Origin of the sequence: Photorhabdus africana (assembly GCF_035181445.1) — a bacterium.
In the GTDB taxonomy this organism is placed as follows: domain Bacteria; phylum Pseudomonadota; class Gammaproteobacteria; order Enterobacterales; family Enterobacteriaceae; genus Photorhabdus; species Photorhabdus laumondii.
Genome location: NZ_JAXBVE010000056.1, coordinates 1 through 25,134 on the forward strand (window position 1 = coordinate 1; position 25,134 = coordinate 25,134).

Genomic DNA, 25,134 nt, shown 5'->3' on the forward strand with positions numbered 1-25,134 from the left:
AAGAACATAAAATGGTGACAGGAATGCAATCTTACCACCATGAGCTTTTGAGTTTATTAGGTGCACAATATAAAGCGGTTTATTCCTGAATTAGGTGCGGAATGAAGGATAGAGATTTCCTCCCCACCAAGCACCACCATAAATATCACTATTCCTCGCATTGGTTCCCCAATTAGCGGACATATTCGGGATACCTCCGGTTGCAGGACCTGCAATACTTAGCTTAAGTGATGGTTTAACGGCATTAATTGAAGTGTAAAAAGATTTTAAAATAGCGGCGAATTTATCCACGGTTGCAGGCATTGCACGGGGAATTTTTTCTGCGCCAGGAACAATCTTCATTGACGCATCATAAACATAACCGCCGAGTCCCTTTGCTATTAAAGTTGATGTAATAAGAGTTTCACTGTTATTAAGGGGAACCTTGATTGAGTCAGGCGTTAATTTCCAGCTTTTTGCATTAATATCAGCGTGCCAGAATTCTTCATAATCCACATCAATTCCCTCGACTCCCAAGTTAGCAGCCAAATTGACAATATTTCTATATGCCTTATCTGCTGCTTTACCCGTAATAGTACTGTCAAATCGAGGAATTTTGGTCAGGGGATTAGGGAAGATGTCATAAACCGCACCGGGTTCATTACCACAAGCATCTTTTTTGCTGGCAGTTATATCATAAATTTTTGGATAACAACTAAAGTTCCATCCACCTACTGCAATATAAGTGCTCACACCATGAGATTTTAAATCAGCAATCACACCTTTTAATGCCATAAAATCAGCCCTAGCATTTTCAGCTTCTTTGGTGCTAATACTTTGACCAGAAGTACAGGTATAACCAAACAATCCTGAACATTTCAGGCTATTTTTTTCATAATTAACAAAACCAGGCTGGACGAAAGACAATACCAACGTATTAAAGTTACTCTTGTTCTTAGAGATATCTCTACTTAATTTTTTAAAATTATCAAGGCTGGCATAATATTCTTGAGTATCCACCTGTGCAGCAGGCCCACTCAGATAATATGCAGATATTTTAGGGTTGGCGGCAATAACATTTCCTGATGTGAAAAAACATAATATAGAACTCGCTAATAAATATCGGTTTAATTTGTATTTAGACATATATCTATCTCCACTTGGTTAACATTACTTTTCCGATTACAGCCAATGAGTTATCATGACGCCTCATTGCCTTTTCATCATGAACGGTATAAGTTTTTCCCTAATAGAGCGTTAATATGCTCAGTCTGTTATTATAGACTGTGATGTAGTTACTGAACTGTTATATCCGTTATCTTTCAAGTTGCCTCTTTGTTGGCTGCACTCCCTTGCCGTCGCGATTCATCTTGAAATCCATAGGGTATATATCAGCATTAATTATTTCAATGCACCAATTTCATAATAGTATAGTTTTCACCATTGTCCACAAAAGAGATAGAAATTAGTTATAATAATATTTCTCTCTAATCTATCTAAATAAAAAGCAATAGGGTATATATGATAATTCCACTAGATTATACCTATGTTAATTAATTACTATAGGTGTAACGCTTTAGAGATAACTATTTCCTTCTGAAATTGAATACCGATTACCATTAAATACAGTTTCCAATTTTCATTTAATATACACCAAAAGTCTTAGAAAATATTATTTTAATGAGATACTTAAAATTAAAAAATAACGTATTCCAGCAAAAATAAAAATAGACCATGTTTATTTCATTTTTATTAAAACATGATTATTTTCTATAACCTATAAGTTATAAACAGTGTACAAACAGACTGGCAATAATAATTAATTACCGCTTGTGAAAACCTGCTTATGAATGAACAATGAATACGAACACCGGGGTATACATGTCAATAGAAAACCCACCGCTTTAAATAAACGCCCTCTGTTATCAGGCAAATTATGCCCAAAAACTTCAACGATTCTTCAACGAATTATAAAAACCTATAAAAAAGCATTATCTTAAATTGCTGAATTAATGATCAAGCCCGTATACTCACTGTGCGTTAAAACAAATCTGGAATAGCAAGTCGCTTACATTAGTCGCTCAAAGTGTATTCCAGCAAGTGAAACAAAGTTAAAACACAGGAAAATTATCATGACACGTTTAGGCTTATCTATAACTGTATTATCACTGTTATTCTCTGGCGCGGTATTGGCTGCACCTAGCACACCCGCCCCCCAATCTTCGAATACCAAGGCGACGTCTTCCCATATGGAAAATACCAAAGCAGAGAAGAAATCTGGCAAAACCGCCCCTAAACAACGCTCACACCAGAAGACAACAAGCAAAAAAGCCAAGAAGACTCACTGAGTTTTCCAGCCTAAAACTACTATTATTATGTCCACAATTATGTCCGCAATCGTTATGACACAAGTTTAGTCGTATCATAACTGTAAATTCAGGGGGGAAATCCCCCCCTCAACAGGCTATCGTGAAAAGCTTAACAAGCCCCTTCAGTATCTTCATCACCATAATATTTAACACCAATCCTGATGATATCCCGTCCCTGAGATTTACGGTGTTTATTCGTGTCACGCAATGAATAAATACAACCACAATATTCCTGCTGATAAAATCTTTCCTGTTTACTAATTTCAATCATCCGAGCTGAACCACCTTGCTTACGCCAGTTGTAATCCCAGTATTGAATCCCCGGATACTGACTTGCCGCTCGTTTTCCACAATCATTTATCTGCTGCATGTTTTTCCAGCGGGAAATGCCCAATGAGCTTGAAATAATGCTGAAATTATTTTCATAAGCATACAAAGCAGTACGCTCAAAACGCATATCAAAGCACATGGTGCAGCGAACACCTCTTTCTGGCTCCAATTCCATGCCTTTAGCACGTTCAAACCAGTTATCGCTGTCATAATCCGCATCGACAAATGGCACATTGTGTTGCTCCGCAAAGCGAATGTTCTCTTCTTTGCGAATTAAATATTCCCGTTTTGGATGAATATTCGGATTATAGAAAAAGACGGTGTAATCAATTCCAGAGGCACGTAGCGCTTCCATCACTTCACCAGAGCAAGGAGCACAACAAGAGTGCAATAATAATCGTTCCGCATTATCCGGTAACGTTAAAACAGGGCGAACATAGTTTTCCATTTAGCAGGCTCCATATAATTATAAGAATTTATTATAGAATATAGTTATTTTTAGCTTCAAATTTCTCGGCAAAAATTTATCCTATGACTGACTTACCTTTACGATAATATTCAATTAGTTGGAATTCCAGCAATCTCTATCAGTTATTGTGTTGTTATCGAATATAATGTTGTCATCAAAGTTTGTGCGAGGAAGCTCACTACGGATAAATGTGTTTTACAACAAAATTATAGCCAAATTCAGATACTTTTAACCAAAATAATTTAAATGGAGACCACCATGCGCCATGCAATTTCTCTGCGTGACCTCTCTTTTCCGGCAATCACCGCCGGATTTGTCGCTGTTTTAGTTGGATATACCAGTTCAGCGGCAATTATCTTTCAGGCCGCGGAAGCTGCGGGTGCCACAACCCTACAGATCGGTGGCTGGCTGAGTATGCTAGGGCTTGGAATGGGTATCAGCTCCCTGGGGCTATCGCTTTATTACCGCACCCCCGTCCTTACCGCATGGTCAACACCGGGCGCTGCGCTACTGGTGACAACGCTACCAGGAACATCAATCAACGAAGCCATTGGTATCTTTATTTTTGCTTCAGCGCTGATCTTGCTATGCGGTATTACTGGCCTGTTTGCCCGGTTGATGAACTATATTCCACAGGCACTTTCCGCAGCCATGCTCGCCGGTATTCTGTTACGCTTTGGTTTGGATGCCTTTTCCTCATTTTCAGTCAACTTCGTACTGACTGCCGGAATGTGTTTAACTTACCTTCTGACACGCAGATATTTATCCCGCTATGCCATCATCTTAACACTATTATCAGGACTGATTATCGCCGCTTTACAGGGAGATATTCACTTTGAACAACAATCCACAGCGGCATTTGCTATCCCTGAATTTGTTGCGCCCAGTTTCACACTCTCTTCGTTATTGAGTATCGGTATCCCATTTTTTATCGTTACAATGGCATCTCAAAATGCACCCGGCATTGCCACACTAAAAGCCGCAGGGTATCCGGTTTCTGTTTCATCACTGATAAGCTGGACTGCGCTCATCTCACTGATCTTATCACCTTTTGGTGGTTTTTCCGTCTGTATTGCCGCCATTACAGCCGCGATTTGTATGAGCCCGGAAATTCATGCTGACCCGAATCGCCGTTATATGGCCGCTGCCGTAGCGGGCGTGTTTTATCTGATAGCGGGCTTGTTCGGTGGTTCAATCAGTATGTTATTCAGTGCTCTACCAGCGGCACTTATTCATATTATCGCCGGATTAGCATTGCTTGGAACCATTTCTGGCAGCTTGCTACAAGCATTACAGAATGAAAAACAACGAGACGCTGCGGTAATAACATTTTTAATCACCGCTTCTGGCGTAACATTATTTGGCGTAGGCGCTGCATTCTGGGGATTAATCGGTGGCGTAATAACCATGATCCTTTTATCTTTGCCTGAGAAAAACAAAAACGCTCATTAAACAAACAGTAAAATTATACTTTTCAGCATCTTATGATATTTCTTATCCATACAACTTGTGCTAATTTGCCGGGTTTGTTGCGCTTTAAATATTACGGTGAGAAATCAATAACGTTAAATGAAAACTTTAATTCCCCTACTAGCAAAACCGAGCTTCCTATTATGAATTTTTTTGACATAAAATTTTCTGATATTAGCAAGTTAGCTGTTATTTCATCCTGTCTGGCGATCCCTTATAGCTATGCAGATGACCGCCCAATTCTTTCTCTCTCTGTCAGCCAGTCCGGTGGAAACCAAACGACTGCTGATGGTAGTTTATCCAGAAAACCGAATAAGCAAGAATCACGGGTACTCCCGATTTGGGGTGACGAAGCCAAAGCTAAGGGTTATGACCTACCGGAACCTTTTGGCGCTAGTTACGGTTATATGAATATGCGGCAGAATATCATTGTCGATGATATTAAAATCATTATACCGGATACCCCAGGCTTTGAAGATGCTCTGGATATCCAGACAGGCAAAACTAGGGAAAAGAATGAGTCGCATATGCTCAAACTAGATGCCTGGGTTTTACCTTTTCTGAATGTTTATGGCGTTTATGGTTGGACAAAAGGATCATCGAAAACCAACATTGAGGGAATCAGATTTGGTGGCTTCCCTATTCCTGAGATGAAAGATATTCCTTTCAAATTGGACTTTAAAGGTAAAACCTATGGTGGCGGTTTTACTCTAGCAGGAGGTTACGATCAGTTTTTCGGTACACTTGATACTAACTATACCTACACTAATCTAGATATTCTGGATGGTAAAATTAGCGCTCTGGTTGTTACACCACGTGTTGGTTATGAGTTTATATTCCAGCCAATCATCCCAAGCCAAGGAAATACCAAATTGCAGGTATGGACCGGTGGTATGTACCAAAAAATTACTCAGAAATTTGAGGGAAATATTAGTAATCTGGATTTACCCCCCATGTTTGATAAATTAGTAAGTGCATTCGACGATTATGAGAGTATGAAATTCAAAGTAAAACAGCATGTTGCATCCCGCTGGAATAATACCGTTGGTGCAAGACTGGAAGTCACACGCAACTTCAATCTGCTAACTGAAGTTGGCTTTAACAAACGTAACAGCTGCTATATTTCAGGAGAGTTTCGCTTTTAATGAATATCCGCTGTACTTTATATGGGCTGGCTTTAGTCAGCCTTTTTATTTCTGATTTCTCATATGGCGAAGCACTACTCAGCAGGGAAAAAATCGATGGCTGGCTAGAAAAATTAGGTGGCAGTAATACCTATGACAGCAGTAAAGCGATTGACTGGGGCATTCTACCCGGCCCTTTCTATACTCCAGAGTTAGGTGCCGGTCTCGGTGTTGCTGTCATTGGTCTCTATCGGCCAGATGATAATGATCATACCAGCCAAATCTCTTCTCTTTCCCTGAATGGATTTGCCTCTTCAACAGGCGCCTTTGGCTTCACATTTGATAACTACAATTTCTTTGCTGATGATCAATGGCGTTTTTTTCTTTCCGGTACATTGAACAACGTTCCCACCTACTACTGGGGAACAGGATATCAAGCAGGTAAGACAGATGATCACAAAGAAAAATATCACTCACAGGAACTGCACTTACAACCCAGAGTTCTCTATCGAGTTGCTGATTCTACCTATTTAGGCGCTGGCTGGAATTTTTCATCATTACACGCCAAAGATCCCGATAACGGTGCTAAAAAACTTTTTGCAGCAGAAAACGATGGCCGATCCATATTGAGTTCGGGCGTCAGTGCCTATTTCAGCTATGACACTCGGGATTTTCTGCCTAACGCTCATCAAGGACACGTTCTTGATATTACCTATACCCATTTTTCCCCGGCATTAGGCAGTGACCGCCGGTTTAATACCGTTGATATGCAATACAGCACCTATTATCAATTAGATGAAAAATCTGTACTGGCATTCGATAGTTATGGTCGTTTCACTGACGGCCAAGTGCCCTGGAATATGCTGTCAATGCTAGGTAATAGTCATCGGATGCGCGGATATTATGAAGGCAGATACCGGGACAAAAATGTTATCAGCACCCAATTGGAATATCGGCACAAATTGGACTGGCGGCACGGATTTGTTTTGTGGGCAGGAGCGGGCACTCTAAGCCATTATGCAAAAGATATTGGCTCAGAAAACTGGTTACCCACCGTTGGCGCAGGCTATCGTTTTGAATTTAAACCTAAAATGAATGTCAGGCTGGATTTTGGTATCGGTAAAAAGAGCAATGGATTTTATTTTCAGGTGGGAGAGGCATTTTGAAATTGCGTTTATGGATTGCGGCTTTAACGTTAGTTACAGGATGCCAAGGAACTTTTTCTTCAATCGCCCCAGTACAACCTGACTTAAATAGTGAAACAACCGCCGAAGCCACCCGTGCATGGCCGGTTCTTGCTCCGATTCCCTCTCCCGAAGGATTAAGAGCTTGCTGTGCTTTTGGCTACAATTTAAAAACTGAATTACTGACCATTCCAGTACCTTTTTACCACATAAGTAATGTGCTGGATGCCGATAATCTTGGGGCACATAATTATAACAACAGTTTTTTTGGTACCGTTGCTTCATTAACAGGGCTCAGTAATGAAAAAGTGGGGATGATATATACCCGCCGGGGCGGATTCATCGATATTTCCCATGTACGGGATACCGCTGATAATGCGGTTTTTCTGTTCAGTCAAATCTGGCCTCGTCTTGGAGAAGAGTGGCAAATAGAACTCAGCAGCGAATTAGCATTACGCCGTATCCAATTCTATCAATTCACACCACCCGCATCGATAGAACAACGTTATACCTTAACTGCTTATCTAGCCGCAAAATTGGCTTTTGAACTTGCTGCATGGCATGAAATCGCCCAATGGTACGGTTATCAGTCTGTACCGGGATTTTCTGAAAAAGTATCTGCGTTCTCTCCTGAAGATCTCTACTCCAATCTATTAGGCGCTCGTCTTTCCCTCTCTTTGATACTGGCTGGGCAAGTACCGTCAATGAAACAGTACCGTCTATCAATGCAAGCTATTCTGCCTCCTGCACTACGTGAACTAGAAGCCTTATCCCCTGATGAAACACGGAAAATGTTTGAACAGGTTGATGGTATCTGGTGGGACAGCAAACGTCGCGTGCCTGATAAACGTTTAATCCTTCAACGTGATTTCCATACTCACAGCGATCGTACCCCTAATATGGTGCCTACAGAACAGCAAGTTCCACTCAGACTTACCCTGCCACAACAATATACTGGCTACAGATTATCTGAATTGGCCGAATTACAATTGTGGCCTAGCCGCCAAATGAAAGATCTTCCTGTACCAGAAAGCTACTGGATTGCACTTGATTTTCCACAATTGGCAGAAAAAGCAAAAGAACAACAAGAGAATCATTGATTCATATATTTTCTATGAATCAATGAATATAACATTATGAGTTAAAATATATGGCAGATTTTAGATTACTATTTATCAAACAATAATCCCATTGAAATATCATCAATTATAATTTACTATTTCCATAATGTTACATCATAATATAAACTCAACATCATCTATAATAAAACTAAACTATGCCAAACATACTTAAATTAATCTATAAAGAGAAAGCCTACATCAATAATGCATTATTTCACAGGATAAAAAAATCGTATTGAAATATTTACAAAGATAAAACACCAATAAACAACTGATATAAAATAATTAATATTACATAACATCTAAAAAAACAAATCAAAAAATTACAAAAATATTAACCAGCCCAACAACCAAAAAAAGAAATAAAATTTCAAAAAAATCACAAAAATAAGAATATAACTCTTAATTAAACTCTTAATCTGTGTATTACACTTATTTTTATCGAAAAATTAGACTTTCACTCTTAATTTAACTCAAATAATAAAAATCCCTTCTTAAATAGGTTTAATCGTCTATAATATACGTTTCTAAGTTATAAGTATGTATAAACAATATCAGCTTTATCTAAGTAGATAAAATAATAACTTACATTATCAACGATTAGATTTATTCAACCAAAACTCAAGTTACTAAACTATTTTCAACTATATAATATATTGATTTTTATTTTAAATTTACAACATTAAATCAATTTAATAGATAAAAACTCATATTGTTTTTTTAATTTTTATGATGTATTTGGGGATTCAGGGCCCCTATCTTCACCCCCCTGATAAAGCCAATTAAGATGTCCCTACTCCTGGAGAGGAAAAATGAATAAACTAGCGTTATCAACCACCGCCGCGCTTATTTTTGCTACAGGTTCTGCTGTTGCAGCCAATGATGCTGCTGGCGGTACATTACATTTCTCTGGTGCAGTCACTGATGCCACTTGTACTATTAATGGTGGTGCTTCAGCTAATCTGTCGATTATATTGGAACCGATCTCAGTCACTCAAGCCGGACAAAAAGAAGGCTTAATTGATTTTGGTAAGAAAGCATTTTCACTAGAATTTTCTAACTGCCAATCCAAAGCCGTTGGTTTTGATCCAGCAACCTCTATGTTGAAAATCCAGTTCTCATCATCACATACTATTTCTAACGATGCTAAGTACCTGGTTAACCAAGAACTCAATGCAAATGGTAAGCCGAAAAACGTAGGTATCGCGATTGTTAAACACGCCGAAGAAAATAACCCTATTATGCTGAATAAAGCGTTTGATACAGGAATCAAAGGCTCTGAGACAATACCTGAAGTTGTCGATTTCTATGCGAAATATTACAAAGTAGGCGCTGGTGATGCAGATCACGGTAAAATAGTAACAATGGTTACTTATCACGTTACTTATTTATAATGATTTATACCCTATGGATTTCAAGATGCATCGCGGCGGCAAGGGAGCGAATCCCCGGGAGCATAGATAACTATGTGACCGGGGTGAGTGAGTGCAGCCAACAAAGAGGTAACTTGAAAGATGACGGGTATACTACAATAAATAAAGCCTATTTAGATAAATAGGCTTATTTAATTTGGCAAAAATAACGTTATGAAGAAATTATTTTTAACTATATTATTAGGGATAACGACTTTATCTGCTCATGCTAACATCGTTATTAACACAACACGTGTTATTTACCCAGCCAGTAATAAAGAGGTATCAGTTCAATTATTAAATGCAGGGGATCAACCCTCTCTGGTACAATCCTGGATAGATGATGGCGATCCTAATTCAACACCTGAAACCGCTAAAGTCCCCTTTTTACTCACCCCTCCAGTCGTCAAAATTGATGGCAATAACGGGCAACAATTAAGAATTAAATACATCAGTAACAATCTACCCACGGATCGTGAATCGCTGTTTTATTTAAATGTTCTGGATATTCCTCCCGTTGCAGAAAATATTAGTGATAAAAACGTTATGCAAATCGCGATTCGTACCCGGATCAAATTTTTCTACCGGCCTGATAAGCTTTCTATCTTACCTAAACAGATCCAACAACATATTGTATTAAAACGTGAGGGTAGCCAACTAAAATTGGAAAATGCATCACCCTATTTCATGAATATTGTCGGCCTTAAATCTTCTGACACTCAACCTAACTTACTCAATGAAGGAACAATTATAAAACCGCTCTCTTCTCATTCATTCAGTACCAATGAAAAAGTAAAAGTTGGAGACAAATTAACTCTAGCTATTGTTGATGATTTTGGTGCTATAAATAAATTAACTTTACCACTTCAATAGTGATATTACTGGCATAGCATAGAACATGATAAGACAAAAAATTAGTCCGTTAGCTCTGATAATAGGCACCCTTCTGTATACAGATTGTTTATGCTATGCCACAACATTTAATACTGACTTTCTGGTTGGTGAATCTGCAAAAGCGGATTTATCCCGATTTTATTCCACTTCAGAGCTACCCACTGGTCGTTATGGTATTGACATATATCTGAATAATGACTGGAAAGGAAGATTTGATATTAATATCCAGAACGATGGCAAAGATATTTACTTACTTAATGAAGATCTTCCCAGGTTAGGTATAAAAATTGATAAAAACCAATTACCAGAATCGAATTTATCCAAAGATGAAATTCTTCTTACTAAAATAATACATGAAGGAACCGCTAATCTCGATGTTCCTAAACTCAGCCTGCATCTGGTCGTCCCGCAGGCATATATCAAAAACGAGCTAAAAGGCTATATCGATCCTGCGTTCTGGGACAGAGGTATCCCCGGCGCTATGCTGTCCTACAATGCCAACTATTACCATACTCAGAATAGGAATAAACAAAACCGCGACCGTGAAGATGAAGATAATGCTTACGTGTCACTTAATAGCGGTTTGAATCTATTTGGCTGGCAATTACGTGATCAATCCTCTTATCACTATACGCGTTCAAATGGTGATAAATGGAGTAACAATACCCGTTATCTGCAACGAGGAATTTCATCAATTAATTCAGAATTTCGCATTGGTGACAGCTATACATCAAGCGATTTATTCGACTCTTTCCGCTTCCGAGGTATCAATTTGAAAACCGATATGCGCATGTACCCCGATGCCTTGCAAGGGTTTTCCCCTATCGTTCGGGGAGTTGCGCAGACTAATGCTCTGGTAAAAATCACCCAAAATAATGTTGTTATTTACCAAGGTAATGTACCACCCGGGCCGTTTGCTATTGATACTATTTTACCCACAGGTTCAGGTGGTGATTTGCTAGTTGAAGTGACGGAAGCAGACGGACGTACTAACAGTTTTACCGTTCCCTTTTCATCCGTTCCTAATATGATGAAAGAAGGTCTTGGCAAATATGATATCAGTGCAGGTAAAACACATATTGCCAATAGTCGTTATAAACCAAACTTTTTTCAAGCCAGCTATCAATATGGTTTTAATAATGTCCTGACCGGTTATACAGGCACCATTATCAGTAAAGATTATTACTCACTATTGTTAGGTAGTGGCTTTAATCTACCTATTGGCGCTGTCTCAATTGACGTTTCACAGTCCAGCGCCAAATTTGATAATAGCCCAACCATGAAAGGCCAAAGCTACAAATTGGCTTATAGCCGCTATGTCCCACAAACAAAAACAAATTTTTCGCTGGCGGCTTATCGTTATTCAACTAAAAATTATCTCACCCTAATCGATGCGATTGATCTGCATGACTGGATAAGCAACGGATATAACCAACAATATTATTCTCATCAAAAAAATACCTTTAATATCAATTTGAACCAGAATCTTGGTAGTCGTGCAGGTTCACTTTTTCTTTCGGGAACATTTCGTAATTACTGGGGAACCCAGAATAAAAGTAGAGAATATCAAATGGGGTATTCCAATAGTCTGGGGAAAATCAATTATTCCCTGACAGCAAGCCGTGTCCGATACAATATCAATGAAACAGAAAGTAAAGAGGAACAGCGCTATTATCTGATGCTGTCTGTTCCTTTTGAGTTGTTTGGCTACCCTGCCTATTTGACCAATAATGTCTCAATCAATGAAAGTCACTATGACAACGGTAACTTAGGATTAAGCGGCAGCGCAGGCCCAAACAACCGTTTAAATTACCACTTCAACATTTCAGATCAGAAAAGTGGTTCGACAACAACCAGTGCAAATTTGACCTACAAAACATCCGTTTCCACATTGAGTAGTTCTTATAGCCAATCCAAGGAGTACCGACAAATGGGGCTTGGCGCAACCGGCAGTTTAGTTGCTTATCGAAGCGGAATTCTGGCTGCTAATCAAGTTGGGGAAACTTTCGCCATCATTGATGCACCGGGCACAGCAAACGCTTCTGTGAATGGTGATAAAAGCATGGTGACAAATAACAGCGGTAAGTTGCTGATACCTTATCTTTCTCCTTATCGTAAAAATGCCATCATGCTAGATACCAGTGAAGTGCCAGAAGATGCCGCTGAACTTATCGGTAACATCAGAGATGTTGCGCCATATTCCGGTGCGATTACCCATATCGGATTTAAAACAGACCAGCGGAAGACTTTTGTCTTTTACGCCACTCAGGCTGATGGTAAACCTTTACCTTTCGGTACTGAAATTGTCGATTCAGAAGGTAACAGCTTAGGATACGTTGGTCAGGGTAGTCTGGTTTTCCTACGAGTAGAAAAATTACCACCGCAAATTTATGTCCATATCGGTCAACTAGGCGAAAAGAGCTGCATAATAAATGATCCACAGCCTGAAATAAGCTCAAGCGCCAATATTTGCCGTTAGGAGAAAATAATGAAACTTAAACCATTATATCTTAAGCCATTGTATCTTAAACCATTGTATCTGGCGGCCATAATCAGTCTGAGCAGTAGCATAGCCTATGCAGATTGCCAACCCAAATATGCAATACCAGCACCGGCAATCTTGGTTGATATGACAGATCATCTCACTCTGAACAGTAATGCAACCTGGATACTCAACACCCAATATTCTGGCTATTTTACATGTACAAGAAATTCACTATGGAAACAAAATTCTGTTGCTAACGGTTCGCCTTTTACCAAAAACAAAGTTGTTTTAGGATTCAATGGCGGCAAAAATTATGCCGAAGTGACTATCACGAATCTTTCTCCTAGCAACAGTATTAATCTGGGAAACAGTAACGACACATACCCGGCCAGCAAATTGCAAGCCCAATTTACGCTTAATATAAAGTTACTGAGCGGCAGACCCGGTGGTAGTAATATTCACGTCTTTTCCGGCAATTCTGCAACATTAAAAACTGCGGTAATTGCGATGGATACCACCAACATAGGACTCCTTGATGCCATTCTCCGTTTTGCCACTGATTTCCTGACCTTTATTCTTACCTGGGAGTGGCCGACACATTCTGAAGATATCTATTACCAACCCGTCACAATGATTTTTAATCACAGAGATACAACTTGTCACTTCTTAAATGCGGGGTTAACAGTGAATTTGCCAAAAGTCAACCGCATTAGATTGCTTAACGGAACAGATAAAGGAGAAACACCTTTTACCCTTAACTTTGAATGCAAATATCTCCAAAATGGTAAAACTTCACGCTCAGTTAAAGCTTACCTGAGCAGTAATAATCTGCTGCCAAATGACAATCGAACTTTAATTGATAGCAAAGCAGGTGCCGCTAAAGGTGTTGGTATCCGTGTTTCTCAGACAAGTGATTCAACGCCGATAACTTTCAGTGCTTCGCAATCCTCATCCCACGGCGCAACGCTACTATTCAGCAAAAACTCAGGCAATGTCATCGATAAACACTTTACCATCGACTTTAATGCTTACTACCACGTTTATGATCCCCAAAACATCATAGCAGGGGAACTGAAAGCAACTTCTGTACTGAACTTTGAATACAATTAATCAAAAGGCAAAGGAGATGCCTCTTATTTCCCTCATTCGAATTAAAATTTTATGTTTCAATAAGTAATAATTTGTAATAAAGTGTTTCTATAGAAAAATTCATTTACATTTATAACCTACCCTGAATTGATGTAACACAATGATAATCCTAGCATTAAATAATTATTCAAACTCGCTTAATTTATCAATAAAATAGTGTAATTCTATGAAAAATAGAAAAAACACATTTTAATTTATCAATAAAATTAAAAAAATAATATCAAGATAATATTTCACAACCTTATTAAACAATAAATAAAAAAACAACCAACCAGAAACAAAAATATATCTTAAGGATAATAACACAACAAAAAAACCACATAAAAACAAAAATAAAATATATAAAAACATTCAATCACAATGATTAAAAATAAATTAAAAATCAATGACATACAAATAAATTAGAAATAAAAATCTCAGAAGACAATATAATTACACGTAATACATAAATGTGAAAAATGACTTAACCGAGCCCAAGAATAATATAAACTTTACTCTCCAAAAACACCTTTAATATAAAAATAGAAAGATAAATATTTATATTATCAACAAATAAATTATTAAAATTTTTTTATTATCATATACACCTCCATTATTATATTCTTACAATATCACCCGAAGTAAATATTTGTAACACATTGTTACTTATTTTAACTTAACATTCAGAACCATATCGAATATCCTGCACCGCACCAATAACAATGGCTCTATTATGAAATTATCTCAAGCCTGACAGATACGACTTAGTTTTAACTCACAGAGGAAAGAGACCATATCGGTAACGGGTTACCTTTTTATGAAAATGATACTTATTCTTATAACGGCAATATTAATATCAATTAGTTTATTACTCGCTGCGGTGTTCTTACGATTGGCAGTACTATAATTAACAGTACTATATAAAGCTAAGTTTAATCACTTCCGATATTATACTAACTGGTTTACAAATCACTTTTCTTTTGATAAGGCGACTTGAAGGCACAAAATTAACTCAAAAATCATGATCATATCTGATGAATAATTCAACCTAGACAGGCAATATTTTGTACACAAACAGCACATAACCATATATAAATTAATAAAAAACCACAGAACAAATTAGCAAAATAATAATTTTCATTACAGAAAATATATTTATGAATCACTAATAACTCTGGCTATGCTGGATTTATTTTGCTAACATCAGCTTGTTTTTTATTCAGAGCAAACGAGGAAAAGCAATGCCCTCTCAAACGATGAGGACAACTGCCATCTTCGCTTTCTTTATCTCACTATTGTTTTCCGCTTTTAGTCATGCTTCAACTAGCACTGCTAAAAGCATAGAGTATTCTCACAATGGCATGCAAAGCAATTTGCCAGATTTGCGAAAATACCCTTCGGGCACCCTACGTAAGAAAGCGTTTTTAAATGTTGTTGTCCCCGTGATTGATCAACACAATCAACAAATTATGCAGGAACGGAAATGGCTACTGGAACACCAAAATGCCAAACATTGGTCTATACAGGATATCAAGCGCCTGCAACAAATTTGTAAAAACTACAACGTGAGCTGTAGCAGCTCGCCTAAAAAAGTTAACTGGAACAAGCTACTAAGTCGTGTTGACATCATCCCAACCCATTTTGTTGCCACTCAGGCCGCAACAGAATCTGGTTGGGGAACATCTAAGCTTGCACAACAGAATAACAACTTATTTGGTATGCGTTGCGGTAACAACTGTAAGAAAACCCAAGGTAAGATAAAAGGTTATTCCGCCTATCCGACTATCAATGATTCGGTCAAAGCCTATATGAGAAATATGAATACCCATAACGCTTATGAATCATTACGTGCTTCACGCGCCAAGCAGAGAAGCCTTCAGGAATCACTCAATACCAGCAAATTGATTGATAATCTTGAAGGATATTCACAATTGGGTTCGACTTACAACAACTACTTGCACAAAGTATTTAACAGCAATAAAGGGCTTATTACTCAGGCGCAAAAGTTAGCTAAGAACGATCACGACTAAGGGCCTAAGTAAGTCATTAGCATGAATATCTTGTGTTTGAATATTTGTGCTAAGTACCAAAATCATCCGTTACCATAACCAACTATGGAATGGATGACTTTCTTATATCCACCAGTTTGTTCTTTTCATTGATAGAATGTTTAGATTAAGAGCCTATCTCAATAGGCGTAATTGTTGCAGGCCGTTCTTATCAATGAACAGTGAACACGGACAGCGCGGAAAAACCGGAGCGTACACGTAGTACGTGAGGATTTTGAGCACTGCCCAGGTTCGCTCTTTATGGCAAAGAAGGGCAAATAAAATAGCCCTATTGGGATAGGCAGTAAATATAATATCCCTCAATATTAACTAGTATTGAAATAAAATGATTGACCAGAGTTTAATATGAATTTCTTTTCTTTTGAGTTCCTTGGTTCCTTTGTTGCTTTCTTTCTCTTGTATTGGATGCTACAAAAACATGCGAAAACACAAAACTACCTACTGATAATCGCAAGTTATCTGTTTGTCTTTTCCTTCAATCCGCTTTTCACCAGCATCCTATTTGGCTATACGCTATTTATTTATCTTTTAACAAACATAGCCAGCAAATTTCTATCCAACCGCATCACGTTTACTATCCTGACAATAGGTATTCTGGGGTGTTTCACTCTATTCAAATATTATTCTTTCTTTCAAGAAAGTCTCCAACAAGCGTTTGCCAAATTTGGCTTGCCCATAGATTTACCGGTACTAACACTACTCGTCCCTTTGGGTTTATCTTTTTATGCATTTCATTCCGTCAGCTATGTCGTTGCTGTCGCAAGAAAAGAAATACCCAAAGCATCATTTCCCGATGTCGCTTTATATCTATGCTTTTTTCCGAGTATTGTTGCCGGACCAATAAACCGAGCTAAAGATTTCCTGCCTCAAATCCAGATATCATCAAGAGTGATCATTGAACCATCAAGAGCCATATTATTGATTACATTGGCGATAACCAAACTATTTTTGTTCAGCTCTTATTTATCCGAAAATTATGTTAATCCGGTTTTTGATGATCCTGTCAGCTACAATGCAGGGCAAATCTTGGTTAGTATTTATGCCTATGCCTGGCATATCTATTTTAATTTTTCTGGTTATACCAATCTTGTTACTGGATTAGCACTACTCCTTGGATTCAGAGTACCTGAAAACTTCAATGCCCCTTATCTGGCTGAAAACTTACAAGCCTTCTGGCGCCGTTGGCATATCAGTTTATCTGAATTTATCCGTGATTATGTCTATATTCCTCTTGGTGGTAATAAGAAAGGATTTGTACGTAAAAATCTTAATTTGTTTGTTGCTATGGTAATCTCTGGGTTATGGCATGGAGCCGGAATTAATTTCATTATCTGGGGAGCTATTCATGGATTGGGATTAATCATCCTCAATGTTAAATACCAGCTATTTCCCCCAATAGACAAAAAAAATCAAAATATTCCCCAAAATCCAGTCATCTCATTGCTATCCAGAATCATCACGTTCCACTTTGTCTGTCTGGCATGGGTTTTCTTCCGTTGCCCTACTCTAGATGATGCACTAATACTATTAAATCAATTGATATCATCAGATTTATTTCACTCGATAATAGCCAATAGTGGGTTGTTACTGATGTTCTGGGGATTCTTTATTATTTATCCGTGGCTGATCAATCTAAAAATAATGGTTGAAAAAATGCATTTTCAGATCTCATGGATATACTACCCAATACCATTAGCAATTATTCTGACTTTGGTATTTATGATTTCACCACAAGGAATACCAGGATTCATTTATGCCAATTTCTGAATTCAAATCTAATTTAAAAACGGCCGGGCAAGTCATTTTTATCGTAATATTAGCTAGCCTACTGCTAATTTGGCTAAATCATCGTTCACTGGATAGATTCTGGCAACAGGAATATCACCGGCAAAGTCCTTGGGCGACTTTGCAAGGTCATCCGCTCTGGGATTTCGGTGATAACCTGGAACAAGGCGCACTCGCGGCGGGAGAAGCTTTCATGTTACATACTACCGGTAATAACAGTAGCAACCATCAGCAAACTCTCCAGGAAACTGATACCACACTGCCTGCGGATTTTCAGATTGGACTCAAGCTTCTGAGTGGTTATCCCTCTCCTGTTACAAATCTGCCTGCAACTTTCCCTGAGTTATTACAGAAATCGCCCCATACTCATCCTGTTAATTCACCAATACCCCATGATTTAAGGAATAATGTTTCCCCCAGTACGGTTATCGCTAAAACCAACGTGACACTGACAGCCAAAGATAAAGTGCTGTTTGCTGGAGACTCAATGATGCAGGGTATCGCTCCCCATCTGAAACGCCGGCTCTACCAGGATTACCGTATTTCAAGTATTAATCTCAGCAAACAAAGTACTGGGCTTGCTTATCCCAGTTTTTTTAATTGGCCGGAAACTATCAATAAAACACTGGAAGCCAACCATGATATCAAGCTAGTGGTTATTTTTTTGGGGCCAAATGATCCCTGGGATATGCCACCAAAACATGGAAACACCTACCTGAAATTCGCCAGTCCTGATTGGGAAAACCTCTATCGCCAACGTATCGAAATGGTCCTTACCGAAACACGTCACCACGGTGCTGATATTATCTGGGTTGGTCCTCCCAATATGCGACAGAAAAAACTTTCTGCCAGCATGAAATATCTGAGATCCTTGTATCAATCGGAAGTAACGAAAGCCGGAGAAATTTATGTTTCTGTTAATGATATTTTCAAATATCATGCAAATGATTATTCCGATTATGTCGGCGACAATAGTAGCAAAATTAAACTCAGAAGCGGTGATGGTATACACTTTAGCTTGAAAGGCCAGCAAACTATCTCAGGTAACATATTTTCATTGATTAAATTTATTCAGGAACCCGCTAAACAAAATGAAAATAGTTAAACAACTTCGTCGGCAATACCAATCTGCTGGCATTAGTCTGGTCATCATACTCTCTTTAAGTCTGATATCGTGCCATAAACAAAAACCAGGGCCGTTGCCAACACAACATGCAAAAGAGAACCAACAACTAATAGACTTTGGTGAACCGAATTTAGCTTTACTGGCGGATAAACTTCACAACAGCCGCCATAATCAACTGCATTTTGTTCAGATAGGAGATTCCCATACTGCCGCAGACTTTTTTACCGGCAAGCTTCGCTCTTTATTGCAACAACGTTTTGGCGATGCAGGAATTGGTTTTATTAGCCCAATTAATGTACCTGGTCAACGTAACGCAATGGTCAGTATGACCGATAATAAACAGCAATGGAAACTCACCACCAGCCGCAAAGATAATCGGCCTGATTTTCCTATTGGCGGTGCAATTGCAGAACCCAATAGCCAAATAAGTCAATTAATTCTAAGACTGTTTGCACCATCCCATGATCGCTATCAACTCAAAACGTTATACCAAGCATCGGGGGATGCTCAGATTCTGGTGCAATCTGCAACCAAACGAATACTGAAATTACCGGCAACCCACGATCAGTGGCAATTTTCTACTGAAGAATCAGTGACATTCCCAGTTAATATTATGGCGATACAAAATCATCAGTTAAAATTAGGCGGCTGGTTTATTCATCGTAAACAACCAGGTGTTATGTTATCTGCCTTGGGTATTAATGGTGCGACTATTAATATGATGGATAAATGGCAGCCAGAATGGATTGATACATTAGTTCAAATGCACCCTGATATGGTGATCCTCGCTTATGGCACAAATGAGGCATTTAATCATTCGCTGGGTTTATCAAGCTATCGCCAACAGCTGGAAACTAAGATAAAGCAGATTCGTAATCAGTTACCACAAACAGTTATCCTTATCATTGGGCCGGGTGATTCTTTGAAAAACAACCAATTTACAAATTGTACAGCACAACAACCAACAATGTTGGATAATATCATCCATATTCAACAAAAAGTCGCTCAAGATCAGCACACACTATTCTGGAACTGGCGTGAATATATGGGTGGCAAATGCTCGATTAGGCGCTGGGTGCAACAAGATCTTGCTCGTCCTGATTATATCCACCTTTCAGCCGCAGGGTATGAGCGCAGTGCTGAAGCTTTATATCAACAGTTAATAGATGTTCTCGGTCAATAAGCAACAATAAGGCTTGATTGGGAATAGTACTAAATAGTTATCTTGTTTTTAGTGCAGAAAAATTAAACTTATCATCTTAGATTTACAATATGTATGAGCTCACAAGAAACCCAATAAAGACAAACTATCTTTTTTGTTGTATTTAATGCGTTGAAAATAAGTTTATACCATGTGTAAAACATCGCATCAAAAAGAGTATTTAAAATATGATTTTTCCAAAAAAGTATCCTCTCAGCACGATAAAAAGGCTCATCTCCGGCTGGAAAGAATGTAGTTTCGAACGTTACCAACAAGCGTATTCTCTCTATGGTGGTGGAATATCTACTCATCCAGATATTGTACGTTTTTTAAATGAAAAATTTGGCAATAGTTTTATCTTTTACGTCAAAGAAAATCCACAAATAGAAAACGTTATCGAAGGGGCATACTTTACATGTAAAGATCATCATCTGGCAGCAAGTCACCAAAAGGACTACTATTTTTTCAGTTACGATGAAATTCTCTTCCCTATTGCCAAACATCTAAAAACCATCATCCCCGGGAAGTCAAAAACTATATCGCCTCTGCACAAAGAAAACTTCGTCAACATCTATTATGGCCGATTAAACAAGCGAACAATATGCCTTGCTAAAGAAGATTTTTCTTATAAAACAAGAAGAAATCGGAGTAATGAAATTAATAAATTTAAGCGTGCAGGTGGAGAAATACATCAAATTGATGATTTCACCTGCCAGGAATTTGTTGATATTTACACCACACTGTACGAAAAACGTTGGGACAAAAAACACAGTGAAGAAGAAAAAGGAAAATTAACCGAACTATACACCGAACTCAAACAACATCTGTACGGATGTGTATTAACTATCAATGGAACCCCAGCAGCCTACGATTTAGTTATAAAATCAGACAGCCCTCAATGGGTTTCATTCGATGCAGTAAACGGTGGATACGATCCTGAATACGCTAATCTCAGCCTTGGGAGCATTGTCATGTGGTTAAATATTCAAAATGCTTCAACGCTCTGTCAGCAGAATCAAAAAACGATGCGCTATTCTATTGGCAAACCTACTTTCGCCTATAAAGATCGCTGGTGTCACCGTCACTCGTTAGCAAGAACACTATTTTAATGTCACCAATATTTCCAAATAGTTAACTTATCTTGCCGCCTTCTAAGGAAGGCGGTATTAATCTAATACAATCTCTTAATTCATATGAATTACAACATGGCAAAGAAAACCATTCCAACAATAGCACCTGTTGTTCCAAGAATAGTTTCCATAATTGACCAAGTTTTCAGTGTCTGAGATTCTGTTGCACCAGTAAATTTACCAAATAACCAAAAGCCCGAGTCATTAACATGGCTCAATACCAAAGAGCCACCCGCAATACAAATTGAAAGAGCTGCAAGCTGGGCACCAGAATATCCCAGAAGATCAACAACTGGCAAAATCAGACCAACAGTTGTCAAACAGGCAACAGTTGCAGAACCTTGAATAACGCGTACTGTACCAGCAAGGATGAAACACGCTAATGCAATAGGCAGACCCGCCCCAATCAATGCATTTCCCAAAGCAGGGCCAACACCAGAATCCACTAATACTTGTTTGAATACACCACCAGCCCCAGTCACCAATAAAATAATTCCAGCCGGTTGAATAGCCGAAGAGCAAATATCCATCACTTTTTCTTTACTCATCCCACGGCGAATTGCCAAACCATAAATAGCAATCAAACAAGCAACCAAAATCGCAGAAAATGGATGACCGATAAATTCAAGCCACTGATATAACTCAGAACCCGGTTCAACAAAATTCTCACCAGTAGCCTTTAACCCAACCAAAGCCAAAGGGAACAGAACCAGTGACAAACTCAAACCAAAAGATGGCATCTTACCTTGACCAAGGCTTGGCTCACTTATATCCACGGGCAAATCCAGAGTGACATACTTACTGATAAAATTACCGAAGATTGGCCCCGCCAGTAACATCCCAGGAATCGCTGCACTGATACCGATCAATATCATCCAACCAAAATCAGCATTCATCTGTGAAGCCAACAACATCGGTGCTGGACCAGGTAACAAAAACGCGGCGGCGGCTGCAACACCAGAAAACAGAGGAATAACCAGCTTCACTACATTACCGCCAGTACGACGCGCGACTGCGAACGCCACGCCAATCAATAAAACAATAGCGACATCAAAGAACAATGGCAAAGCACAAACCAAGCCAGCGATCCCCAATGAATAATGAGCATTCTTTTCACCGAAACTATTTAGTAAATTAACCGCAATCTGATCCAGTGCGCCTGTTTCATGCAGAACTTTACCAAACATCGCCCCCAGTGCGACAACAATAGCCAGAAAACCTAACGTTCCTCCCATTCCTTCTTGCATTGTTTCAGCAATTTTATCCAGTGGCATACCAGAAAAAACACCCGCTCCCATAGAAACCAGTATTAATGCAACAAAAGCGTGTATTCTGGCCTTCATCACCAGAAACAGCAGTAAAAGAACAGAACCCACCGCTGTCAGCACTAAGGTTAAAGTACTCATTATTTTTCCCCTGAAATGACACTATTAATTATTCTTATCGAGTGATTTATCACTTCATCAAGAGATGATCTAATGTCAACCAGATAAACATCCTGTTCATCACTCTCCGGCTCTTCTAATATCTCAAACTGAGATACCAACATTTGAGATTTAAAAAAATGATCTTTACGTGCCTTCAATCGACTTTCAATTAAATCAAAGTCGCCTTTCATATAAAGAAATGACAGATTCTTATTATTATCACGCAGTATATCCCGGTAATGTTTTTTTAAAGCAGAACAAACAATCAGGGAAACCGGGTTTGTGCGTTGCATAGCAAAAATTGCATGATTCAGTGATTTCAACCAAGGTTCACGATCTTCATCATTCAGTGCGTAGCCTTCAGCCATCTTATTAATGTTAGATCTTGGGTGTAAAAAATCACCATCTAAAAAAGCAGAATCCAATTTATAGGCCACAGCACTGGCAACAGCAGATTTACCACTACCGGATACCCCCATAAGCACAAAAACATGATTCGAATGCTGGGTATCGCTCATATAAACTCCTCAACGTAGATATTTTATCTACAAAATGTTACCGATAACAGTTACCGGTAACATTATCAGGAGTAGAGATGAAATTCGCAACAACACGGAATATTCAGGAAATATAAATGTGATATTTATCACAAATGAGTTCAAAAAAACGCAAATCCAGCAGACCGATTAGATACTCTCTCCCAGAGATAACTGAAAACCGATATCAATTATTTTTTGCGGTAAATGTTCGCCCTTCAGCCGAGCCATTAATAATTCGGCAGCCCTCCGCCCCAATAAGTCACGAGACGTCAAGACACTGGCAAGTTTTGGTGTCATAACCTGACCAACATCATGGCCATGAAAGCCAGCTATCGCAATATCATGTGGCACAGCTATCCCTTGGCGTTGGCACTCGAAAATTGCTCCGATTGCGAGGTCGTCGTTAGTGCAGAATAGACCATCAACATCAGGATATTTTGTTCGTACTTCATTCAATAACTGCCCCCCTAATGTGTAAGAAGAGCTGTCTGGTGTCATTATCTTACCTGGCTTTAACCCGGCGCTTTTCATTGCAGCTTCATAGCCCTCCAGACGAATAATTGTCCTTTCATCTTGTCTCGCACCAAGATAAATCACTCGCTGGCAACCACGCTCAATCATTGCCATTACCATCTGACGAGCTGCTTCAAAGTTGTCAATACCAACTGCCATATCAAAACAAGGAGAAACACAATCCATCAGTTCAACGACAGGGATACCAGCCGTTCCCAACATCTTCAAAGTTCGTGGAGTATGAGTACGTTCTGAAAGAATCAAACCATCAATATTATAGGAAAGTAAAGAAATCAAACGCTCTTCTTCTTTTTCTGAGCGATAGCCATAGTGAGCCAACATAGTTTGATAACCATATCTATCCGTCACATATTCGATACCACGAATAACCTCCGCAAAAACTTGGTTAGTCAAAGAAGGTAATAAAATACCAATAGCATGACTAGTGGAATTAGAAAGAATATCCGGCACTTTATTTGGGATATAACCTAACTCATCTAAAGCATCCGCTATTTTCTTGCGTAATTGCTCAGAAACTTGATCAGGATTACGCAAAAAACGACTCACCGTCATTTTAGTTATACCAACACGATCAGCAACATCTTGTAAAATAGGACGTTTTTTCTTCATATTTCAATGCAATATAGAATGAGTAAAGTTTAGAATAATAAACGTAGTGTTATGACATATTTATACCCGTCATCTTTCAAAATCCATAGGGTATAGAGCAATGAGCCACCACAACCAGCAAGAACCACGCCATAACAATGAGTAAGAACTTGAAAATTGCCAAACCTATCAAAATCAGAAGCGGAGACATTAAGTCAGCTTAGGAGAAATGTCCAGACGAAATTAAGGTTTGATCATTCGATACTGGCTCAAACTTGATATGAACTACATCGTCAGCTTAAGTACAAGTAGGCATGCAATTTGGAAAGAACTTTCGTTAACTTATACCGATTAAGAAAAAACTGCGTTATTAAAGTACTCAAAACCGATATCGAAAATAACCCGTTAACCAGCATGCCGATATCACCTAACGGAACATAAAAAGATTTATCACTTCACCGATTTGCTCTGAAACTCTTCTCTCGACCAGATTTTGAAAATCAACTATAAAGATTGAACTCAGCTACAGGGAGATAAAACGCAGACAATTAAATCATGCGTATACACTTATCATCAGGGTTGCGTATTTTCGTCCCGGCGTTTTTCAAGGCAGTGATCTCCACCGTGGTAATACGCAACAGACTCTAAAAAAATATTCAAACTCATTAAAGTCTGTTAATAACCGGCTCGATGATGTTTATGAATAGATAGCGATTTTCGTCATGCTCGGCTAAGCTGCTGCTAAACAAATTAGCTGTTTCTTAAAGGGA

General features: G+C 38.6%; 19 protein-coding genes. 13 read left to right on the forward strand and 6 right to left on the reverse strand.

Annotated features, from left to right (window positions below):
• Window positions 1–90 precede the first annotated feature (90 nt).
• The 3 genes from SLS51_RS20710 to SLS51_RS20720 form a co-directional block, all read right to left on the reverse strand.
• Window positions 91–1,125 carry a hypothetical protein gene (locus SLS51_RS20710; RefSeq protein ID WP_323840474.1) on the reverse strand — a complete coding sequence of 345 codons (1,035 nt, stop codon included), beginning with the start codon at window positions 1,123–1,125 and terminating at the stop codon, window positions 91–93.
• A 922-nt stretch (window positions 1,126–2,047) separates the two neighbouring features.
• Complete coding sequence (locus SLS51_RS20715) at window positions 2,048–2,314, reverse strand: hypothetical protein (RefSeq protein WP_323840475.1); 267 nt, start codon at window positions 2,312–2,314, stop codon at window positions 2,048–2,050.
• 143 nt (window positions 2,315–2,457) lie between these two features.
• Window positions 2,458–3,126, reverse strand: a complete 669-nt coding sequence (locus SLS51_RS20720; RefSeq protein WP_011144897.1) for an epoxyqueuosine reductase QueH — start codon at window positions 3,124–3,126, stop codon at window positions 2,458–2,460.
• Window positions 3,127–3,405: 279 nt separating this feature from the next.
• Here SLS51_RS20720 and SLS51_RS20725 point away from each other — a divergent pair, with 279 nt between their 5' ends.
• The 13 genes from SLS51_RS20725 to SLS51_RS20785 all read left to right on the forward strand — a co-directional run bounded on the left by SLS51_RS20725 (window position 3,406) and on the right by SLS51_RS20785 (window position 21,255).
• On the forward strand, window positions 3,406–4,599 hold the full coding sequence (locus SLS51_RS20725) for a benzoate/H(+) symporter BenE family transporter (RefSeq protein ID WP_323840476.1): 1,194 nt from the start codon (window positions 3,406–3,408) through the stop codon (window positions 4,597–4,599).
• A 176-nt stretch (window positions 4,600–4,775) separates the two neighbouring features.
• Window positions 4,776–5,762, forward strand: coding sequence for a hypothetical protein (locus SLS51_RS20730; RefSeq protein ID WP_439126901.1), 987 nt, complete (start codon window positions 4,776–4,778; stop codon window positions 5,760–5,762).
• Window positions 5,762–6,907, forward strand: coding sequence for a BamA/TamA family outer membrane protein (locus SLS51_RS20735; RefSeq protein WP_323840478.1), 1,146 nt, complete (start codon window positions 5,762–5,764; stop codon window positions 6,905–6,907). Before SLS51_RS20730 ends, SLS51_RS20735 begins: the two co-directional genes overlap by 1 nt.
• Entirely contained in the window at window positions 6,904–8,025 is a 1,122-nt protein-coding gene (locus SLS51_RS20740) for a DUF4056 domain-containing protein (protein ID WP_323840479.1), read from the forward strand. The genes SLS51_RS20735 and SLS51_RS20740 overlap by 4 nt, the downstream gene beginning before the upstream one ends.
• A gap of 833 nt (window positions 8,026–8,858) precedes the next feature.
• Window positions 8,859–9,440: a fimbrial protein gene (locus SLS51_RS20745; protein WP_011144892.1), complete on the forward strand. Its 582-nt coding sequence runs from the start codon at window positions 8,859–8,861 to the stop codon at window positions 9,438–9,440.
• Between the two features lie 192 nt (window positions 9,441–9,632).
• Complete coding sequence (locus tag SLS51_RS20750) at window positions 9,633–10,331, forward strand: fimbrial biogenesis chaperone (RefSeq protein WP_323840480.1); 699 nt, start codon at window positions 9,633–9,635, stop codon at window positions 10,329–10,331.
• A 25-nt stretch (window positions 10,332–10,356) separates the two neighbouring features.
• Entirely contained in the window at window positions 10,357–12,831 is a 2,475-nt protein-coding gene (locus tag SLS51_RS20755) for a fimbria/pilus outer membrane usher protein (protein WP_323840481.1), read from the forward strand.
• A 9-nt stretch (window positions 12,832–12,840) separates the two neighbouring features.
• Window positions 12,841–13,947: a fimbrial protein gene (locus SLS51_RS20760; protein ID WP_323840482.1), complete on the forward strand. Its 1,107-nt coding sequence runs from the start codon at window positions 12,841–12,843 to the stop codon at window positions 13,945–13,947.
• A 1,259-nt stretch (window positions 13,948–15,206) separates the two neighbouring features.
• Entirely contained in the window at window positions 15,207–15,995 is a 789-nt protein-coding gene (locus SLS51_RS20765) for a protein bax (protein WP_323840483.1), read from the forward strand.
• Window positions 15,996–16,379: 384 nt separating this feature from the next.
• Window positions 16,380–17,801 carry an MBOAT family O-acyltransferase gene (locus tag SLS51_RS20770; RefSeq protein ID WP_323840484.1) on the forward strand — a complete coding sequence of 474 codons (1,422 nt, stop codon included), beginning with the start codon at window positions 16,380–16,382 and terminating at the stop codon, window positions 17,799–17,801.
• Window positions 17,788–18,924, forward strand: coding sequence for an SGNH/GDSL hydrolase family protein (locus SLS51_RS20775; protein WP_323840485.1), 1,137 nt, complete (start codon window positions 17,788–17,790; stop codon window positions 18,922–18,924). Before SLS51_RS20770 ends, SLS51_RS20775 begins: the two co-directional genes overlap by 14 nt.
• On the forward strand, window positions 18,911–20,128 hold the full coding sequence (locus tag SLS51_RS20780; protein WP_323840486.1) for an SGNH/GDSL hydrolase family protein: 1,218 nt from the start codon (window positions 18,911–18,913) through the stop codon (window positions 20,126–20,128). Before SLS51_RS20775 ends, SLS51_RS20780 begins: the two co-directional genes overlap by 14 nt.
• 206 nt (window positions 20,129–20,334) lie before the next feature.
• Entirely contained in the window at window positions 20,335–21,255 is a 921-nt protein-coding gene (locus SLS51_RS20785; RefSeq protein WP_323840487.1) for a GNAT family N-acetyltransferase, read from the forward strand.
• Between the two features lie 89 nt (window positions 21,256–21,344).
• Here the strand turns inward: SLS51_RS20785 and gntU are convergent, their stop codons facing one another.
• From gntU to gntR, 3 genes are all read right to left on the reverse strand, one after another.
• Window positions 21,345–22,682 carry a gluconate transporter gene (gene gntU / locus SLS51_RS20790; RefSeq protein WP_323840488.1) on the reverse strand — a complete coding sequence of 446 codons (1,338 nt, stop codon included), beginning with the start codon at window positions 22,680–22,682 and terminating at the stop codon, window positions 21,345–21,347.
• Window positions 22,682–23,221, reverse strand: coding sequence for a gluconokinase (gene gntK / locus SLS51_RS20795; protein WP_323840489.1), 540 nt, complete (start codon window positions 23,219–23,221; stop codon window positions 22,682–22,684). Before gntK ends, gntU begins: the two co-directional genes overlap by 1 nt.
• Window positions 23,222–23,389: 168 nt before the next feature.
• Complete coding sequence (gene gntR, locus SLS51_RS20800; RefSeq protein WP_323840490.1) at window positions 23,390–24,385, reverse strand: gluconate operon transcriptional repressor GntR; 996 nt, start codon at window positions 24,383–24,385, stop codon at window positions 23,390–23,392.
• Between the last annotated feature and the right edge of the window lie 749 nt (window positions 24,386–25,134).

Bases quoted from the DNA above. Each gene is read 5' to 3' on its own strand.
- SLS51_RS20710 (WP_323840474.1), bottom strand. From the start codon at position 1,125: ATGTCTAAATACAAATTAAACCGATATTTATTAGCGAGTTCTATATTA.
- SLS51_RS20720 (WP_011144897.1), bottom strand. From the start codon at position 3,126: ATGGAAAACTATGTTCGCCCTGTTTTAACGTTACCGGATAATGCGGAA.
- SLS51_RS20725 (WP_323840476.1), top strand. From the start codon at position 3,406: ATGCGCCATGCAATTTCTCTGCGTGACCTCTCTTTTCCGGCAATCACC.
- SLS51_RS20735 (WP_323840478.1), top strand. From the start codon at position 5,762: ATGAATATCCGCTGTACTTTATATGGGCTGGCTTTAGTCAGCCTTTTT.
- SLS51_RS20745 (WP_011144892.1), top strand. From the start codon at position 8,859: ATGAATAAACTAGCGTTATCAACCACCGCCGCGCTTATTTTTGCTACA.
- SLS51_RS20750 (WP_323840480.1), top strand. From the start codon at position 9,633: ATGAAGAAATTATTTTTAACTATATTATTAGGGATAACGACTTTATCT.
- SLS51_RS20755 (WP_323840481.1), top strand. From the start codon at position 10,357: ATGATAAGACAAAAAATTAGTCCGTTAGCTCTGATAATAGGCACCCTT.
- SLS51_RS20760 (WP_323840482.1), top strand. From the start codon at position 12,841: ATGAAACTTAAACCATTATATCTTAAGCCATTGTATCTTAAACCATTG.
- SLS51_RS20765 (WP_323840483.1), top strand. From the start codon at position 15,207: ATGCCCTCTCAAACGATGAGGACAACTGCCATCTTCGCTTTCTTTATC.
- SLS51_RS20770 (WP_323840484.1), top strand. From the start codon at position 16,380: ATGAATTTCTTTTCTTTTGAGTTCCTTGGTTCCTTTGTTGCTTTCTTT.
- SLS51_RS20775 (WP_323840485.1), top strand. From the start codon at position 17,788: ATGCCAATTTCTGAATTCAAATCTAATTTAAAAACGGCCGGGCAAGTC.
- SLS51_RS20780 (WP_323840486.1), top strand. From the start codon at position 18,911: ATGAAAATAGTTAAACAACTTCGTCGGCAATACCAATCTGCTGGCATT.
- SLS51_RS20785 (WP_323840487.1), top strand. From the start codon at position 20,335: ATGATTTTTCCAAAAAAGTATCCTCTCAGCACGATAAAAAGGCTCATC.
- gntU (WP_323840488.1), bottom strand. From the start codon at position 22,682: ATGAGTACTTTAACCTTAGTGCTGACAGCGGTGGGTTCTGTTCTTTTA.
- gntK (WP_323840489.1), bottom strand. From the start codon at position 23,221: ATGAGCGATACCCAGCATTCGAATCATGTTTTTGTGCTTATGGGGGTA.
- gntR (WP_323840490.1), bottom strand. From the start codon at position 24,385: ATGAAGAAAAAACGTCCTATTTTACAAGATGTTGCTGATCGTGTTGGT.